This is a genomic window from Streptomyces sp. GL_140, assembly GCF_057834465.1.
The window spans coordinates 6,348,778-6,366,300 of the sequence record NZ_CM174404.1 but is presented as its reverse complement, the minus strand read 5'-3'; the positions used below and the strand labels follow the sequence as shown (position 1 = coordinate 6,366,300).

Annotated in this window: 15 protein-coding genes; 4 read left to right on the top strand and 11 right to left on the bottom strand. The window is 72.8% G+C overall.

The window, feature by feature from the left end:
* Window positions 1-73 precede the first annotated feature (73 nt).
* Window positions 74-1,396 carry a diaminobutyrate--2-oxoglutarate transaminase family protein gene (locus AC3IYJ_RS29955; RefSeq protein ID WP_489402968.1) on the bottom strand — a complete coding sequence of 441 codons (1,323 nt, stop codon included), beginning with the start codon at window positions 1,394-1,396 and terminating at the stop codon, window positions 74-76.
* A gap of 422 nt (window positions 1,397-1,818) precedes the next feature.
* Between AC3IYJ_RS29955 and AC3IYJ_RS29950 the strand changes: the two genes are divergently transcribed.
* Window positions 1,819-2,988 (top strand): trypsin-like serine peptidase, encoded by a 1,170-nt coding sequence (locus AC3IYJ_RS29950; RefSeq protein ID WP_489397635.1) that lies wholly within the window; start codon window positions 1,819-1,821, stop codon window positions 2,986-2,988.
* A 143-nt stretch (window positions 2,989-3,131) separates the two neighbouring features.
* Here AC3IYJ_RS29950 and hflX read toward each other — a convergent pair whose 3' ends face one another.
* The 6 genes from hflX to miaA all read right to left on the bottom strand — a co-directional run bounded on the left by hflX (window position 3,132) and on the right by miaA (window position 11,251).
* A complete protein-coding gene (gene hflX, locus AC3IYJ_RS29945) occupies window positions 3,132-4,655 on the bottom strand; it encodes a GTPase HflX (protein ID WP_489397634.1) in 1,524 nt (507 codons plus the stop codon).
* Window positions 4,656-4,829: 174 nt separating this feature from the next.
* Window positions 4,830-6,278 carry a M1 family metallopeptidase gene (locus AC3IYJ_RS29940; protein WP_489397633.1) on the bottom strand — a complete coding sequence of 483 codons (1,449 nt, stop codon included), beginning with the start codon at window positions 6,276-6,278 and terminating at the stop codon, window positions 4,830-4,832.
* 75 nt (window positions 6,279-6,353) lie between these two features.
* On the bottom strand, window positions 6,354-8,474 hold the full coding sequence (locus AC3IYJ_RS29935; protein ID WP_489397632.1) for a RelA/SpoT family protein: 2,121 nt from the start codon (window positions 8,472-8,474) through the stop codon (window positions 6,354-6,356).
* Window positions 8,475-8,614: 140 nt separating this feature from the next.
* Window positions 8,615-9,511 (bottom strand): diaminopimelate epimerase, encoded by an 897-nt coding sequence (dapF, locus tag AC3IYJ_RS29930; RefSeq protein ID WP_489397631.1) that lies wholly within the window; start codon window positions 9,509-9,511, stop codon window positions 8,615-8,617.
* 24 nt (window positions 9,512-9,535) lie between these two features.
* Complete coding sequence (locus AC3IYJ_RS29925; RefSeq protein WP_489397630.1) at window positions 9,536-10,180, bottom strand: hypothetical protein; 645 nt, start codon at window positions 10,178-10,180, stop codon at window positions 9,536-9,538.
* 132 nt (window positions 10,181-10,312) lie between these two features.
* Window positions 10,313-11,251: a tRNA (adenosine(37)-N6)-dimethylallyltransferase MiaA gene (gene miaA, locus AC3IYJ_RS29920; RefSeq protein ID WP_489397629.1), complete on the bottom strand. Its 939-nt coding sequence runs from the start codon at window positions 11,249-11,251 to the stop codon at window positions 10,313-10,315.
* 196 nt (window positions 11,252-11,447) lie between these two features.
* Between miaA and AC3IYJ_RS29915 the strand changes: the two genes are divergently transcribed.
* Both AC3IYJ_RS29915 and AC3IYJ_RS29910 read left to right on the top strand, forming a co-directional pair.
* Entirely contained in the window at window positions 11,448-11,669 is a 222-nt protein-coding gene (locus AC3IYJ_RS29915) for a gliding motility protein (protein ID WP_489397628.1), read from the top strand.
* A gap of 23 nt (window positions 11,670-11,692) precedes the next feature.
* Window positions 11,693-11,938, top strand: coding sequence for an antitoxin (locus AC3IYJ_RS29910; RefSeq protein ID WP_489397627.1), 246 nt, complete (start codon window positions 11,693-11,695; stop codon window positions 11,936-11,938).
* 90 nt (window positions 11,939-12,028) lie between these two features.
* Here AC3IYJ_RS29910 and AC3IYJ_RS29905 read toward each other — a convergent pair whose 3' ends face one another.
* Together AC3IYJ_RS29905 and miaB are read right to left on the bottom strand one after the other, a co-directional pair.
* Entirely contained in the window at window positions 12,029-12,736 is a 708-nt protein-coding gene (locus AC3IYJ_RS29905; RefSeq protein WP_489397626.1) for a class III extradiol dioxygenase subunit B-like domain-containing protein, read from the bottom strand.
* 69 nt (window positions 12,737-12,805) lie between these two features.
* Window positions 12,806-14,326, bottom strand: coding sequence for a tRNA (N6-isopentenyl adenosine(37)-C2)-methylthiotransferase MiaB (gene miaB, locus AC3IYJ_RS29900; RefSeq protein ID WP_489397625.1), 1,521 nt, complete (start codon window positions 14,324-14,326; stop codon window positions 12,806-12,808).
* 95 nt (window positions 14,327-14,421) lie between these two features.
* Between miaB and AC3IYJ_RS29895 the strand changes: the two genes are divergently transcribed.
* A complete protein-coding gene (locus tag AC3IYJ_RS29895) occupies window positions 14,422-15,417 on the top strand; it encodes a TAXI family TRAP transporter solute-binding subunit (protein WP_489397624.1) in 996 nt (331 codons plus the stop codon).
* Window positions 15,418-15,459: 42 nt separating this feature from the next.
* Here AC3IYJ_RS29895 and AC3IYJ_RS29890 read toward each other — a convergent pair whose 3' ends face one another.
* Together AC3IYJ_RS29890 and AC3IYJ_RS29885 are read right to left on the bottom strand one after the other, a co-directional pair.
* A complete protein-coding gene (locus tag AC3IYJ_RS29890) occupies window positions 15,460-16,410 on the bottom strand; it encodes an ROK family protein (RefSeq protein ID WP_489402967.1) in 951 nt (316 codons plus the stop codon).
* Between the two features lie 75 nt (window positions 16,411-16,485).
* The gene (locus AC3IYJ_RS29885; protein ID WP_489397623.1) at window positions 16,486-17,517 is read right to left on the bottom strand and encodes a LacI family DNA-binding transcriptional regulator; all 1,032 of its coding nucleotides are present in this window, start codon (window positions 17,515-17,517) and stop codon (window positions 16,486-16,488) included.
* Window positions 17,518-17,523 lie beyond the last annotated feature (6 nt).

Below are 17,523 nucleotides of genomic sequence, written 5' to 3'. Positions count from 1 at the left end.
GGGGGCTGGGGGGACGGGGGGACGGGCTGGAGTGGGGGGTCCAGGGGGTGGGCGGGGTGCGGCATGGAGGTCCTTAGCGGCGGAGGGCGGCGGGGATGGCGTCGGCGAGGCGGTCGAGGACTGCCGCGGCCTGTTCGTCGGTCAGGGTCAGGGGAGGCAGGAGCCGGACGACGCTGGCGTGCCGCCCGCCGAGTTCGACGATCAGGCCGCGGTCCAGGCACGCCTGGCGGACGGCCACCGCGAGGGCGGGGGCGGCCTCCCCGGTATCGGGGTCGATCAGTTCGACGCCGATCATCAGCCCGCGGCCCCGTACGTCCCCCACACAGGAGTGGGCCGGGATCAGGCCGCGCAAGGAGCCCAGCATGCGCGCGCCCAGCAGGTCCGCCCGGGCCGCGAGGTCGTTCTCCCGGACGTAGGCCAGTGTCGCGGTGCCGGCGGCCATGGCCAGCTGGTTGCCGCGGAAGGTGCCGGCGTGGGCTCCGGGGGCCCACTGGTCCAGCTCCGACCGGTACACGATCACCGCGAGCGGCAGGCTCCCGCCGATGGCCTTGGACAGCACCATCACATCGGGGACCACCCCCGCGTGGTCGACGCCCCAGAAGGCCCCGGTCCGCCCCACCCCTGTCTGGACCTCGTCGGCGATCAGCGGGATCCCGCGGGCCGCGGTGATCTCCCGCATCCTCCTCAGCCAGGCGTCCGGGGCGGGGTGCACCCCGCCCTCGCCCTGCACCGGTTCGACGATCATTCCGGCGGGCGCCGCCACCCCGCTCTTGGGGTCGTCCAGGAGGCTCTGCGTCCAGCGGGCCGAGAGTTCCGCTCCCTCGGTCCCGCCGACCCCGAACGGGCAGCGGTAGTCCTGCGGATACGGCAGCCGGGTCACCCGTACGTCCGCGGCCCCGCCCGAGGCCTCCCGCGCGCCGGCCGTCATGCCGTGGTAGGCCCCGGTGAAGGCGAGGAGTCCCGACCGGCCGGTGGCGGTCCGGACGAGTTTCAGCGCGGCTTCCACGGCGTCGGCCCCGGCCGGTCCGCAGAACTGGATGCGCGCGTCGGCCGCCAGCCCCGCGGGCAGGTTGGCGAACAGTTCGGTGGTGAAGGCGTCCTTGACCGGCGTGGCGAGGTCCAGGACGTGCAACGGGGCACCGGAGTCCAGGACACCGCGGATGGCTTCGAGCACCACCGGATGGTTGTGGCCGAGGGCCAGGGTGCCGGCGCCGGAGAGGCAGTCGAGGTAGCGCCGGCCGTCCGCGCCCTCGATGGTCAACCCCCTTGCCCGCACGGGGACGATGGGCAGGGAGCGCGCGTACGTCCGCGCCGCGGACTCCCGTTGCGCCTGCCTCCGCAGGATGCCCTCCCCCGGCGCCGTGCGGGCTCCCGCCTCCGTCCGGCCGCCCGGCACCCTCGAACTGCCCCGAGCCGCGGCCCCCGGTACCCGGTGGGCCTGCGGCGGGACGAGTGCCTCGGCCGCGGCCTGCTCGCTCGTCAAAGCCACGAGTGTCGCTCCTCCCGCACGGTTGCTCTTCCGGAGTGCGCCTCGAACACCAACGCTGCTCCCCCATCCCCCGTACGTACCAACGACGGTGGCGGCGGCGGATCACGGGTGGGCCCAAGATCCTTGCTCCGCGCGGGAGACGGGCCCGGTTGCACGGAACCGTCGCCCCGGGCTGCGCCGTCTCCCCCGGCAGCGGCATAGTGGGGTGCTACGACCCGGGCGACTCGGGTGACCCGGAGAGCCCAGCCGGCCGGCCAGGCATCCAGTTGTCCGAATCCAGGCGCGCAAGCACCCAGGCAACATCCCGAACCACCAGGGGGATTCACGACATGCGACCGATCCGACCGGTCACCGCGCTGCTCTGCTCGGCCGCGCTCGCGCTGACCGCCGCGGCCTGCGGACCCGGCGACGGTGACACCGACGCGAAGCCGACCGTGGCGGCGAGCCTTCCCACGAGCCTCGACGGGGTCAAGATCCCGGACTCGCTCAAGGACAAGCTCAAGGAGCACGGCATCGACCTGGAGAAGTGGAAGGGGGGTGCGTGGAAGAACTGGAAGAAGGAGGACTGGCTCCGCGAGGCGGGCGACTACATCAACCCGATCATCGAGGGCCTGTGGGACTCGGACCGGATGCGTGACGCCGACAAGACTCCCCAGCCTCCGGCCGTCGACCCGGACGCGGGCAAGGACCAGGGCGTGACCGATCCGGTTCCGGCCCCGGTGACGGCGAAGGCCGCGGCCGCGCCCTACCACCAGAGCGTCCCCGCCTCCGGCAAGGTCTTCTTCGACAGCCCCGAGGGCTCGATGGTCTGCTCGGCGACCGTGGTCAAGGACCCGGCGCACCCCGGCAAGTCCAACATGGTCTGGACGGCCGGCCACTGCGTGCACGCGGGCAAGGCGGGCGGCTGGTACCGCAACATCGCCTTCGTCCCGTCGTACAACAACGCCGGCAAGCCCGCGGCGGCCCTCAAGGGCGCTCCCCGCGACGAGGTGGCCCCGTACGGCGTGTGGTGGAGCGACTGGGCGCAGACCTCCGACCAGTGGATCGCGACCGGCGGTCCGACCGGCGGCGCGGGTGCCCCGTACGACTTCGCGGTGCTGCACGTGACCCCGGAGAAGGGCGGCGGCAAGTCCCTGGAGGAAACGGTCGGTACGGCGCTCCCGGTGGAGTTCAACGCCCCGGCCGTGCCCAAGGTCGCGAACATGACGGCCACGGGATACCCGGCGGCGGCTCCGTTCGACGGCCAGAAGGCCTTCCAGTGCACCGACAAGCCGGGCCGGCTCTCGCTGAACGCGACCGACCCCTCGATGTACCGCATCGGCTGCACGATGACCGGCGGTTCCTCGGGCGGCGGCTGGATCGCGGCGGGCTCCGACGGCAAGCCGGCGCTGGTGTCCAACACCTCCATCGGCCCCGCCAAGGCGGGCTGGCTGGCCGGACCCCGGCTGGGCCCGGAGGCGAAGGGCATCTTCGACGCGGTGAGCGGCAAGTTCAAGTAGCCCGCCGGACGAGCAGGTAAGAGCCAGTAGGCCGCAGGCGCAGGCAGTAGGCGCAGGCGGCAGGACATGTGGATGAGGGCCCCCCGCACCTGCGGGGGGCCCTCATCCACATGTCCACCGGGCGGTCGGAACCGCCCGTCCGGTCAGTGCTTCGCGAGCACGTACGGAGCGAACTCCGCCGCCAGTTCGGCGTGCACCCGCGCCTTGAGCAGGGTGCCCTCCGCGGTGTGCTCCTCGGAGATCACCTCGCCCTCGGCATGCGCCCGGGCGACGAGCCCGCCGCGCGTGTAGGGCACGACGGCCTCGATCTCGATCGCCGGCCGCGGCAGCTCGGCGTCGATGAGCGCGAGGAGTTCCTCGATGCCCTGGCCGGTGCGCGCCGAGACCGCGATGGAGCGCTTCTCGATCCGCAGCAGGCGCTGGAGCACCAGCGGGTCGGCCGCGTCCGCCTTGTTGATCACCACGATCTCGGGCACCTTGACGGCGCCGACCTCGCGGATGACCTCGCGGACCGCCGCCAGCTGCTCCTCCGGCGCCGGGTGCGAGCCGTCCACGATGTGCAGGATGAGGTCGGAGTCGCCGACCTCCTCCATCGTGGAGCGGAACGCCTCGACAAGGTGGTGGGGCAGGTGCCGGACGAAGCCGACCGTGTCGGCCAGGGTGTAGATCCGGCCGGACGGGGTTTCGGCCCGGCGCACGGTCGGGTCGAGGGTGGCGAACAGCGCGTTCTCCACCAGTACGCCCGCGCCGGTGAGGCGGTTGAGCAACGAGGACTTGCCGGCGTTGGTGTATCCGGCGATGGCGACCGAGGGCACCTTGTTGCGGCGGCGTTCCTGCCGCTTGATGTCGCGGCCGGTCTTCATCTCCGCGATCTCCCGGCGCATCTTCGCCATCTTCTCGCGAATCCGCCGCCGGTCGGTCTCGATCTTGGTCTCACCGGGGCCGCGGGTGGCCATGCCGCCACCGCCGCCGCCACCCATCTGCCGGGACAGCGAGGCACCCCAACCGCGCAGGCGCGGCAGCATGTACTGCATCTGCGCGAGCGCGACCTGCGCCTTGCCCTCACGGGACTTGGCGTGCTGGGCGAAGATGTCGAGGATGAGCGCGGTCCGGTCGACAACCTTCACCTTGACGACGTCTTCGAGGGCGATGAGCTGGCCGGGGCTGAGCTCGCCGTCGCAGACGACGGTGTCGGCGCCGCTCTCCATGACGATGTCGCGCAGCTCGCGCGCCTTGCCGGAACCGATGAAGGTGGCCGGGTCGGGCTTGTCGCGGCGCTGGATCACGCCGTCGAGCACGAGTGCGCCGGCCGTCTCGGCGAGGGCGGCGAGCTCCGCGAGGGAGTTGTCCGCGTCCTGCACCGTGCCGGAGGTCCACACGCCGACGAGTACGACCCGCTCCAGGCGGAGCTGGCGGTACTCGACCTCGGTGACGTCTTCGAGCTCGGTGGAGAGGCCGGCCACGCGGCGCAGAGCCGCGCGCTCGGAGCGCTCGAACTGCGCGCCGTCCCGGTCCCCGTCGACCTCGTGGCTCCAGGCGACGTCCTCTTCCATCAGGGCGTCGGCCCGAAGGCTCTCGGTGAAGCTCTGCGAGTCGGAGGCCGACGCGCCGTGCGCGTCGTCCCGTGCGTCCCGCGCGTCCTGGGAAGGGGAAGAAGAGGAGGTCATTGGATCCTTACGTCGATTGCGAATGCGTCCGCGACAGCAGAAGCGGAGCCAAGGCCAAAGCTACTCCCGCGCGTGACACAACACCGTCATGTCCAACGCGTGACACCACCAGGAGATTCCCCCGGAGGCTCCAGCCGCGGCCCCGTCGATGGTGGCATGACCCTTCCGCACCCGTCACACGCTTTTCGGGCCGCCCCACTCCGGGTGCCCCGGCATCGCCGGGGTGATCTTCCCGTACAGCCACGGCTCCAGGAACGGCCCCAGGTCCCGGCCGGCCTCCTGCGAGGCCAGCCGTACGAAGTCCCCCGTGCCGGCGGTCGCGTCCCGGTGCTCGCCCACCCAGCGCCGCTCCACCCGGTCGAAGGCCTCGGCCCCGATCTCCTGGCGCAGCGCGTAGAGGATCAGCGCGGCTCCGTCGTAGACCGCCGGCCGGAACAGCCCGATCTTCTCCCCCGGGGCGGCCGGCTTCGGCGCAGCCGGGGGTCCGCCGGCCGCGCGCCACTGGTCGGAGCGCTGGTAGGCCTCGCGCATCCGGCGCTCCAGGGAGTACTTGCCGAGGCCGTCCGCGTACAGGGCCTCGTACCAGGTGGCGTGGCCCTCGTTGAGCCACAGGTCCGACCAGGTGCGCGGGCTCACGCTGTCGCCGAACCACTGGTGGGCCAGCTCGTGGACCATCACGGACTCCACGTACCAGTCGGGGTATCCGCCGCCGCCCGTGAAGAGCGAGCTCTCGAAGAGCGACAGGGTCTGCGTCTCCAGCTCGAAGCCGGTCCTGGCCTTCGCGATCAGCACCCCGTAGTTCTCGAAGGGGTAGCGGCCGACCCGTGCCTCCATCCACTCGATGTGCCCGGCGGTCTTCTTCAGCCACGGCTCCAGCCGCTCCCGTTCCGCCGCCGGGACCACGTCGCGCAGCGCCAGCCCGTGCGGACCGGTGCCGTGGACGACGGCCGACGTGCCGAGCGAGACCTGGGCCAGCTCGGTGGCCATGGGGTGCAGCGTGCGGTACGTCCAGGTGGTCGCGGAGCCGACGCGCGGGGCCGGGAGTGCGCCCGGCACCCCGTTGGCGACGGCCGTGATCCCGGCCGGCGCGGTGATCCGGAAGGTGAAGTACGCCTTGTCGGCGGGGTGGTCGTTGCAGGGGAAGACCCGGTGGGCGGCGTCGGCCTGGTTGGCCATCGCCAGCCCGTCGTCGGTGACCACCCAGCCGCCGTCGCCGCGCCCTCGCGGGTCGCTCGTGTGCCGGATGGTGACGTGCAGGGGCGCGCCCCGCTCGACGGGCCGGGCGGGGGTCAGTACGAGGTCCTCGCCGATGCTCGCGAAGGTCGCCGGCTCCCCGTTGACCTCGGCGGAGGCGACCTTCCCGTGGGTGAAGTCCAGGTTGACGGTTTCGAGCCGCTCCAGGGTGCGGGCGTCGATGACGGTGACCGCGTCGAGCGGAGTGCGGTTGTCCTTGTACGCGAAGGACAGGTCGTACGAGAGCACGTCGTACCCGGGGTTCCCGAGCTCCGGGAACAGCGGGTCGCCGATGCCCAGGGCCTTGGGTACGGGCACCACGGCGGCGACGAGGGTGAGGGAGGCCGCGGCCAGCAGTGCGGCGCGCAGGCGCGGGGAGGTGAGCTGCATCCCCCATCGCATACCAGCGCCCGCCACGCGCCCGCGAACGGCGCGCGACGGCTCCACCCGAAAGGAGCGGGCGGGCTACGCCCGGCTGACGTCGTAGACGCCCGGCACGTCGCGCATCGCACGCATCAGCGCCTGGAGCCCCGTGGCGTCGGGCAGTTGCAGGGTGTAGGTGTGCCGGACCCGTTGTTCGACGGGAGGTTCGACGGTCGCGGACACCACTTCCACCCCCTCGCGGGCGATGGCCTCGGTCAGATCTGCCAGCAGGTGCGGGCGGCCGAACGATTCGGCGAGCAGGGTGACCCGGCAGTCCGCGGTCGCCCTCCAGTGCACTACGACGGGGGTGCGTCCCACCGCCCGCATCTGGGCCACCGTCGCGCAGTGGATCCGGTGCACGGTCACGGCCCCGCCCCGTACGACGAATCCCGCGACCGCGTCCGGCGGCACCGGCGTGCAGCACCCCGCGAGCCGCACGGTGGCGTCCGGCAGGTCGGCGACGGCGTTGCCCCCGCCGCCGCGGGCCCCGATCACCGACAGCGGCGCCCGGGGCGCGGCCGCGGCGGGCCCGGCCCCGTCGGGATGGGACTCCAGCCAGCTGCTGACGGCGATCCTGGCGGCCGGGGTCTTGGCATGGTCCAGCCAGTCCGCGGCGGGTCCGGAGCCGGCGTCGTGCGCGAGGAGCAGCTGGACGGTGTCCCCGTCCGAGAGCCGGGAGGACAGGGAGGTCAGGCGCCCGTTGACCCGGGCGCCGATACAGCCGTGGGCCGCCTCGCCGTACTGCGCGTAGGCGGCGTCGATACAGCTGGCGCCGGCGGGCAGTCCCAAGGTTCCGCCGTCGGCCCGGAACACGGTGATCTCCCGGTCCTGTGCCAGTTCGGAGCGCAGAACGTCCCAGAAGGTGTCGGGGTCGGGCGCCGACTGCTGCCAGTCGAGCAGTCGCGACAGCCAGCCGGGCCGGGTGGGGTCCACCCGCTCCTCGTCCGGGTCGGCGGCCTGGGTGGCCTCGCCGGGCGGCTGCGGGGCCGTCGTCGAGGGCGTGGCGGACGTGGCCGTGTACGGATTGCCGAGCGCCACCACCCCCGCCTCCGCGACCCGGTGCATCTGACGGGTCCGGACGATCACCTCGGCGACGTACCCCTCGGGCGTGGCGAAGGCGGTGTGCAGCGACTGGTAGAGGTTGAACTTCGGGGTGGCGATGAAGTCCTTGAACTCGGAGACGACCGGGGTGAAGCAGGTGTGCAGCTCGCCCAGGACCGCGTAGCAGTCGGCGTTCTCCCCCACGAGGACCAGCAGGCGGCCGAAGTCGGAGCCGCGCAGCTCCCCTCGCTTGAGGGCGATGCGGTGCACGGAGACGAAGTGCCGGGGGCGCACCAAGACCTCGGCGGCGATGCCCGCGTCGCGCAGCACCACGCGGACGGATTCAGCGATGGCGGGCAGCGGGTCGCGGTCCCCCGCGTGGGCCGCGATGAGCGAGCGGGTGTGCTCGTACTCCTCGGGGTGCAGGATCGCGAAGACGAGGTCTTCCAGCTCGGTCTTCAGGGCCTGTACGCCGAGCCGTTCGGCGAGCGGGATCAGTACGTCCCGGGTGACCTTGGCGATGCGGGCCTGTTTGTCGGGGCGCATCACGCCGAGGGTGCGCATGTTGTGCAGCCGGTCGGCCAGTTTGATGGACATCACGCGGACGTCGTTGCCGGTGGCCACGAGCATCTTCCGGAATGTCTCGGGCTCGGCGGCGGCCCCGTAGTCGATCTTCTCGACCTTGGTGACCCCGTCGACGATGAAGCAGACCTCTTCGCCGAACTCCTCGCGGACCTGATCGAGGGTCACGTCGGTGTCCTCCACGGTGTCGTGGAGGAGGGAGGCCGTCAAAGTGGTGGTTTCGGCTCCGAGTTCGGCCAGGATGAGCGTCACGGCGAGCGGATGTGTGATGTACGGCTCACCGCTTTTGCGCATCTGACCGCGGTGCGAGGTCTCGGCGAGCAGATAGGCGCGGCGCAGGACGGACAGGTCCGCGTCGGGGTGGTGGGCGCGGTGCGCCTCGGCGACATGGCCGATGGCGTCCGGCAGCCGGTCCCGCGACGCGGGACCGAGCAGTGCGGCGCGTCCGAGTCGTCGCAGGTCAAGCCTGGTCCGGCCCCGTCTGCGAAGTTCAGGGCGCGCTTCGGAACGTGCTTCGGGGTTCGTGGCCTCTGCACTCATGGGCACCTCCGGCGGCTTCGACCGGCGGTGGTGGGCATGGGGTGAGCCCTCAGGGCCGGTGCCTGATGCTACCGACCCCACCACGTGGCGCAGTCCACCTCTCGCTCAGCGTGAAACGGATCACCCATTAGAGGGAAGCTTCAGGCGAAAGACGTTTCGGTGAGCCAGGCCGGATCGAACTCCCCCGCAGCCACGATGACGGCCGGTCCGGCCATCTCGATGCGGCCGTCGGGGTGCTCGGTGATGACCAGCGTGCCGCCCGGCAGATCGACGGTGTATGTGGCGGGCGTGCCGGTGACGGCCGGGTCCGCGCCGTCGCGGCGGATGGCGGCCACGGCGACCGCGCAAGCGCCGGTGCCGCAGGAGCGGGTCTCGCCGGAACCGCGCTCGTGGACGCGCATGGCGACGTGCCGGGGGCCGCGGTCGACGACGAACTCGACATTGACACCCGTCGGATAGGCGGACGCCGGGCTGTACGGGGGCGGGTCCAGCAGATTCCCGGCATCATCCAGGCTGTCAACGAACGCCACCGCGTGCGGGTTCCCCATGTTGACGTTGCGCGCCGGCCAGGAGCGCTCGCCCACGGAGACGGTGACCTCCCCCTCGGGCAGTTCGGCGCGGCCCATGGAGACGGTCACGTCGCCGGTCTTGTCGAGGTGCACCTGCTTGACCCCGCCCCGGGTGGCGACGGCCAGGTCGCCGGGGGCCACGTGTCCGGCGTGCTGGAGGTAGCGGGCGAAGACGCGGACGCCGTTGCCGCACATCTCGGCGATGGAGCCGTCGCTGTTACGGTAGTCCATGAACCATTCGGCCTCGCCGGCCATGTGCGCGGCCTCGGGGTGCGCGGCGGAGCGCACGACGTGCAGTACGCCGTCCGCGCCGATCCCGGCGCGCCGGTCGCACAGCCGCGCCACGGCGGACGCGGGCAGCTCGATGGCGTTGTCCGGGTCCGGGACGATCACGAAGTCGTTCTCGGTGCCGTGGCCCTTGAGGAACGGCAGGGAGGAGAGCGAGGAGGCGGGGCTGGTCTGGGTCACCGGCCCATCGTACCGAGCCCGCGACTACCGCAGCCGGGCCACCCGGTACACCGCCAGCGCTACGACGGCCAGCGCGACCAGCGCGTACAGCAGGGCCACCCGCCAGTCGGGGCGCAGCCCCGAGCCGCGGGCCGGAAGCCCCGGCAGGGCGTAGCCCACGCGGCGCGCGGCCATCATGCCCCAGCCGCCCGCGCAGCTCATGAGAAGGAACCCGAGCATGGCGACGACCGCTCCGCCGTCGCCGAACTCGAAGGCGAGGGGGAAGGCGAACATCAGGGATCCGGACGCGGCCAGGATGACGATGGGGGCGATCTGCCACAGCCTGAGCCGGCGCTGCGGACGCAGTTCCACCTCGAACTCGGGCGCCGCGGCGGCCTCCGCCTCGGCGGTGTCCGGAGCGTCCGGGCCGTCGGGGGTCAACCGCGTGGGCTCCGCCGGCAGGCCGAGCCCGTCGGCCGCGGTGAGCCCGTGGTCCGCGACGAGCCCGTCGGACGCGGCAGGGCCGTCGATCACGGCCAGGTCGTCGACCGCGTCGAGCTCGTCGGCATCACCGAACCCCTCGGCCCGTGCGAGCGCGTCGGCCTCGGCCTCGGCGAGCGCACCCTGAAGGATCGGGTCCGGTTCCCGTCGGGTGTCGTCCCGACCGGTGTCGCGAGGGCCGGCCTCCATCGCCACGCGCCCTCCCCACTCGGACTTCGTACGCTGTCTTTCACCGCCGGTGACGGCACCGCCGGAAGTTTGATGATGGCACGCCACCGGGCCCCGGACGGGCGAGCGGGGCTTCCCGATGCCATCACGTGATCAGGCTGTGACCGCTCGTTCGACCAACGACTGCGCGATTCCGGCCAGTTCTCCGCGGTCCGCGGCGGCCCCGCTGAGCCAGTGCACCCTCGGGTCGCGGCGGAACCAGGAGTCCTGCCTGCGGGCGAACCGCTTGGTCGCCCGTACCGTCTCCGCCCGCGCCTCGTCCTCGGTGCAGTCACCGGCGAGCGCGGACAGCACCTGCTGGTAGCCCAGAGCCCTGGAGGCGGTGATTCCGTCGCGCAGCCCGGCGGCCTCCAGCGCGCGGACCTCGTCCACCAGCCCGGCCTCCCACATCCGGTCGACGCGCAGCGCGATCCGCTCGTCGAGCTCGGGCCGGGCCACGTCCACGCCGATCTGGACCGTGTCGTAGACGGAGTCGTGACCAGGGAGATTGGCGGTGAACGGCCGTCCGGTGATCTCGATGACCTCCAGCGCGCGCACGATGCGGCGGCCGTTGCTGGGCAGGATCGCCTGCGCGGCGGCCGGGTCGGCGGCGGCGAGCCGGGCGTGCAGGGCACCGGGGCCGCGCAGGGTGACCTCCGCTTCCAGCCGGGCCCGGACCTCGGGGTCGGTGCCGGGGAACTCCATGGCGTCGAGCGCGCCGCGCACGTACAGACCGGAGCCGCCGACGAGGACGGGGGTGCGTCCCTGCGCGAGCAGCTTGTCGATCTCGGCGCGGGCCAGGCGCTGGTATTCGGCCACGCTCGCCGTCTCGGTGACATCCCAGATGTCCAGGAGGTGGTGCGGCACTCCGCCGCGCTCCTGCGTCGTCAGTTTGGCGGTGCCGATGTCCATCCCCCGATACAGCTGCATCGAGTCGGCGTTGACGACTTCGCCGTCGAAATGACGGGCCAGGGCCACGCCCAGATCGGACTTTCCGGCCGCTGTGGGTCCTACGACGGCGATGACCCGCGGGGCGGGGGCTGCTTTCCTCACCGCCCCAGTCTCTCAGTCCCCGGTCAAGACGCCGCCATGTACCCGATCGAGCTACGTGACGCGGCCCGGTCGGGGTCGTTGCCTTGGCGGGGTTCCGGCCCGGCGTGCGCCTGTCGTACGCCCGGCCCGTGACCGGCGCAGGCCGGTCCGTCCACGGCGGAACTTCACTCACACGAGTAACGTTATAGGAGTAGACATGGGCATTTTGGACCGGCTTCTCGGCCGCAAGAGCCAGGCAGTGACCGAAGAGGTCGCTGCCGAGGATCTGACGGTGGAGTCCGCGACGGCCGAAGAGGCCGTGACCGAGCCGGCTGCGGCCGAGGGGACCGAGACGGTGGAAGCCGTCGAGATCCCCAAGCAGCAGTCGGCCGAGGTCGCCGCGGACAGCGAGGCCGCCGGTGAGGGTGCCCGTACGTAGCGATCGCCAACGGAAGGTGACCCATGGGCCTGCTGGACGATTTGAAGGCCAAGCTCGCGCCCGCGAAGGAGAAGGTCGGCGACCTCGCGCAGCAGCACGAGGGAAAGATCACCCAGAATCTGGAGAAGATGGCAAAGGCCGTGGACTCGAAGACCAAGGGCAAGTACAGCGGCCAGATCTCTAGCGGCACGGACAAGGCGAAGGACGCCCTGGGCAAGATCGCGCACAAGGACAACCCCGGCGGGCCGACACCGCCGGCCGCTTCCTGACGCGGTCCCGGAAAGGGGCACGGCACCACCGGGCGTGGTGCCGTGCCCCTTCGTCGTGTTCCGGGCCGCTGCCCGCTCCGGGCCCGCCCGCTAGGACCAGGCGGCGACGAAGTATCCGACCCCGTAGGGCGCGTCCTCGTACAGCAGCCGCCCTTCGAGACCGGCGCCCTCGGCAGCGCCCGCGAGCACCTGCCAGGGAGCCCGGCCGGCGGCCTGGAGCTCGGTGGCGAGCCCGGCGTCGATCGCGGCGAGCGCGGCCACGTCGGCGGCGCCCAGCGCGCGGGCGGCCTCGGTGTCGAAGGCGGCGGCCCGCTCGTCGAGGTAGCCGGGGGCCTTGAGGGTGCGGCAGGCGCTGCCGTCACCCATCACGAGCAGCGCGACCCGGACGTCCCGCGCGGCGAGCTCCCGGCCGGCGGCCAGGCACTGCGCGGTGTCCAGCGGCCCGGCGACCCCGAACCCCTCCACGGGCGCGGCGCCCCAGCCCGCCCGGCCGAGCAGCCAGGCACCGACGGCGAGCGGCGCGGGCAGCAGGCGCGGGCCTTCCTCGCCCTCGCCCAGCTGTACGTCGGTTTCGACCCCGAACCCGCGGAAGGTGCCGCGGGAGCCCTGGGGGTAGGTGCCCTGGTGGTCCCGGTCGGCGGCTCCGACGACCACGAGCAGATCGGGCCGGGAGGCGGCGAGCACCGACAGCGCGTCCGAACACGCGGTACGGGCATCGCCGAGTTCGGCGGCGGCCCCCGCGGCGAGCTCGGGCACGAGCAGCGGCGGGGCGGGGCAGACGGCGGCGGCTACGAGCATGATCCGCAGCGTAGCCGCAGCCGGCCGGGCGGCGCCCCCGAAGGGCTGCGGATCAGGAGGGGACGCGGATCAGGAGGGAACCGAGCAGCCCGAGGCGGCCACCGGCAGCGGAGCCGGGACGCCCAGGGTCGGAATGCCGAGCAGGACTCCCTTGGGCTCGGCCGGAGCGGCGTTGCGCTTCTCCCAGGCGTCGCCCGAACGCGTACGGCGTACCGACCGGGTCGGGCCCTCGGCCAGCAGGTGGTGCGGGGCCGCGTACGTGATCTCCACGGTCACCACGTCACCCGGTCGGACCTCCTGGTCCGGCTTGGTGAAGTGCACGAGGCGGTTGTCGGGGGCGCGCCCGGAGAGCCGGTGCGTGGCGCCGTCCTTGCGGCCCTCGCCCTCGGCGACCATGACCTCCAGCGTGCGGCCGACCTGCTTCTTGTTCTCGTCCCAGGAGATCTCCTCCTGGAGGGCGACCAGGCGCATGTACCGCTCCTGGACGACTTCCTTGGGGATCTGCCCCTCCATGTCCGCGGCCGGGGTGCCGGGGCGCTTGGAGTACTGGAAGGTGAAGGCGTTGGCGAAGCGGGCCTCGCGCACGGCGTGCATCGTCTGCTGGAAGTCCTCCTCGGTCTCGCCGGGGAAGCCCACGATGATGTCGGTGGAGATCGCCGCGTGCGGGATCGCGGCGCGGACCTTCTCGATGATGCCGAGGAAGCGCTCCTGGCGGTACGAGCGGCGCATCGCCTTCAGGATCGTGTCCGATCCGGACTGCATGGGCATGTGCAGCTGCGGCATGACGTTGGGGGTCTCGGCCATCGCCGCGATCACGTCGTCCGTGAAGTCGCGCGGGTGCGGGGAGGTGAAGCGGACCCGCTCCAGGCCCTCGATCTGCCCGCAGGCGCGCAGCAGCTTGGAGAAGGCCTCGCGGTCGCCCAGGTCGGAGCCGTAGGCGTTGACGTTCTGGCCGAGCAGAGTGATCTCGGAGACGCCCTCGGCGACCAGGGCCTCGACCTCGGCGAGGATGTCGCCGGGACGGCGGTCCTCCTCCTTGCCGCGCAGGGCCGGAACGATGCAGAAGGTGCAGGTGTTGTTGCAGCCGACGGAGATCGAGACCCAGGCCGCGTAAGCGGACTCGCGCCGGGTCGGGAGTGTGGAGGGGAAGGCCTCCAGCGACTCGGCGATCTCGACCTGCGCCTCTTCCTGGATGCGGGCGCGCTCCAGCAGCACGGGCAGCTTGCCGATGTTGTGCGTGCCGAAGACCACGTCGACCCAGGGGGCGCGGGACACGATCGTGTCGCGGTCCTTCTGCGCGAGACAGCCGCCGACGGCGATCTGCATGCCGGGGCGCTTGGTCTTCATGGGGGCGAGCCGGCCGAGGTTGCCGTAGAGCTTGTTGTCGGCGTTCTCGCGGACGGCGCAGGTGTTGAACACCACGACGTCGGCGTCCCCGTCCGACCCCTCGGGCGCCCGGACGTACCCGGCGTCCTCCAGCAGACCGGACAGCCGCTCGGAGTCGTGCACGTTCATCTGGCACCCGTAGGTGCGCACCTCGTAGCTCTTGGGAACGTCCACACCCGGGCTCCGGTCACTGCTGCTGGTCATGGAACAAGGGTAAGGGTCTTCCCGGCGGCACTCGGCCGGGTGTCCGCGGCCGCCCCGCAGTGACAGGACGGCGGGGCGGTGGCAGGATCGCGGCCATGCCTCTCGTACCGCCCCGGATCAGCAGGCGCCATGCCCTGCGGGCCCTGGTGGCCGTGCTCGCCGTGCTCTGTGCCCTCGTCTGGTGGCTGCGGCCCTTCGGGGCGCCGGAGCTGAAGGGGGACCTGACCTTCAGCACGGGCGTCCAGACCGGGGTCTACCACCGCTACGGCCAGCTCCTGGAGCAGGAGCTGGCCACGAGCATGCCCGGGGTCCGCGTCCGGCTGCGGACCAGCGAGGGATCCCAGCAGAACCTGCAGCGGGTGGCCGCGGGCGAGGCGGACTTCACGGTGGCGACGGCCGACGCGGTGTCCAAGTACCGCCTCGACGGGAAGCCGGGCGCCCAGCGGCTGCGCGGTCTGGCCCGCCTCTACGACGACTACGTGCAGCTGGTGGTGCCCGCCGGTTCGCCGGTGCAGTCGGCCAAGGACCTGCGCGGCAAGCGGGTCGCCGTGGGCCAGGACGGCTCGGGGGTGCGGCTGATCTCGGAGCGGATGCTCAAAGCCGCGAAGCTGGACCCGGCCCGTGACATCACCCCGGTGTCCATCGGCATCGACACGATGCCGGCGGAGCTGCAGGCAGGCCGGATCGACGCCTTCTTCTGGTCCGGCGGGCTGCCGACCAACGCCGTGCGCGAGCTGTCGGAACGCTTCGACATCCGGCTCGTGCAGCTGGGCGACCTGGTGGAGGCGCTCCAGGCCAGTGGCACCCCGGCGCGCTACTACCGGGCGGCGGTGATGGCGCAGGATGCGTACGCGCGGGCCCGCAACACCTCGGCCGTGGCCACGGTGGCGGTGCCGAACCTGCTGGTGACCCGGGACGACATGGGCGCCGAGCTGACGGAGCAGTTCACCCGCACCGTGATCGCGAGCCGGGACAGGATCGGGCACGAGGTGCACGCGGCGCAGCTGGTGGACCTGCGGACGGCGATCTACACCGATCCTCTGGAGCTGCACGTGGGCGCCGCCCGGTACTACCGCTCCGTCAAGCCCTAGCCGGACTCAAGGGCCCCGCCGGCCTCAAAGGCCTCGCGGGCCTCAGGCCGAGGGCAGCAGCATCGTGGCCGCCGCGGCCGCGCCGATCAGGCCCGCGTGCGTGCCCAAGGTCGCCGGGACGACCTGGAGCCCCTTGACGAACGACAGGGTCGCGTACGAGGCCAGGTGCGTGCGGATCGGCGTGAAGAGGGTGTCCCCCGAGGCCGCGACGCCGCCTCCGACGACCGCGATGTCGGTCTCCACGAGGGTGGCGGTGGCCGCGATGGCCGCGGCCAGCGCCCGGCCGGCGCGGTCGAAGGCCGCCAGGGCGACCGGGTCGCCCGCCTCCGCCGCCGCGGCCACGCCCGCCGCGGTGGGGTCCCCGGCCGGGATCCAGCCCTGGGCCAGGGCCCAGCGGGCGATGGCGGTGCCGGAGGCGATGGACTCCACGCAGCCGACGCCCCCGCACGCGCAGGGCTCCCCGTCGAAGGCGACGCTGATGTGGCCGATGTGACCCGCGTTGCCGGTGGGGCCGGGGTGGAGCCGGTTGTTCAGGACGAGTCCACCGCCGACCCCGGTGGAGACCACCATGCAGAGCGCGTTGGCGTGCCCCCTGGCCGCGCCGAGCCAGTGCTCGGCCGCGGTCATCGCCACCCCGTCACCGACCAGCACCGTCGGGATCCGGGCCCCGAGCTCCTCGAGCCGCGCCTCCACCCGGGCCTGGACCGGGAAGTCCCGCCAGGCACCGATGTTCACCGGGCTGACCGTGCCCCGCGCGGAATCCACCGGGCCCGCGCTGCCGATTCCGCAGCGCACCACCGAGGACCACAGCGGGCCGGCCGCGAGCTCCGCGACCACCTCCGCGACGGCCGCGAAGACGGCGTCCCCGTCCGGGCCGCGCGGGGTCGGGCGGCGGGTGGTGGCCGTCATCGTGCCGTCGGAGTGCACCAGCGCGCCGGCGATCTTCGTACCGCCGATGTCGATCGCGACCGTCAGGCCGGAGTCGCCCGGCACACCGGCCCGGGGGGCGGGAAATGCGGAGGTGGGAGTGGGAGTGGTCACGGGGGCGCTCCAGGAAGGGGTCGAAATTCAGTATGCGGCCGGCGGCGGAGCCGTACTCTCCCGGGGCTCCAGCCGGGGCCGCTCGCTCTCGCGGGACCTCGGCGGGCTCCCGGCCAGGACGGCGAGGAGTTCTTCGGCGGCGAGCCGTCCGAAGCCCGCGGTGTCCCGGACGAGGGCGGTGAGCCGGGGGTGGGTGACCCGGCAGAGCGCGGAGTCGTCCCAGGCCACGATGGAGAGCAGGCCGGGCACGGCGATGCCCAGCTCGGCCGCGACGGCGGCGCCCGCCACCGCCATCACGTCGTTGTCGTAGACGATCGCGGTCGGCGGCTGCGGCTCGGCGAGGATCCGCCGGGTGGCCGCCGCGCCCTCGGCGTCGGAGTAGTCGGTGGCCACCGAGCGCACCTGGCCGGGGCCGAGCCCCAGCCGCAGCGCCTCGGCCTGCAGCGAGCGGATGCGGCGATCCGTGTGGGCGAGTCCGGGCATTCCGGCGACGTGCGCGATCCGGCGGTGGCCGAGTCCGTACAGGTGGTCCAGCACCTGCGCCATGGTCCCGGCGTCGTCCGCCCACACCGCGGACAGGGTGGAGGGCGGGCTGGTCTCCCCGACCGTGACGGCGGGCAGCGCGAGCTGCTCGAGGAGGGCCGGGCGCGGGTCGTCGGTCCTGGGGTCCACGACGATGACCCCGTCCACGCGCCGCTCGGCCCACCAGCGGCGGTAGACGGCGCATTCGGCGTCCAGGTCATCGACGACCTGGAAGAGGAGGGCGATGCGGCCGGCGGCCAGGACCTCCTGGATGCCGGAGACCAGCTGGAGGAAGAAGGATTCGACGCCGAGGGTGTGCGCGGGCCGGGCGAGGACCAGTCCGACGGCCCCGGAGCGTTCGCCGGACAGGGCGCGGGCCGCGCTGTTGGGCTGCCAGCCCAGTTCCTCGGCGACCCGGCGGATCCGGGCACGGGTGTCCTTGGAGACTCCCGGCCGGTCGTTGAGCGCGAAGGAGACCGCGCTCTCCGACACCCCGGCCTGGCGGGCGATGTCCTTGATGGTGGGTCTGCGGGCCATGGCCTG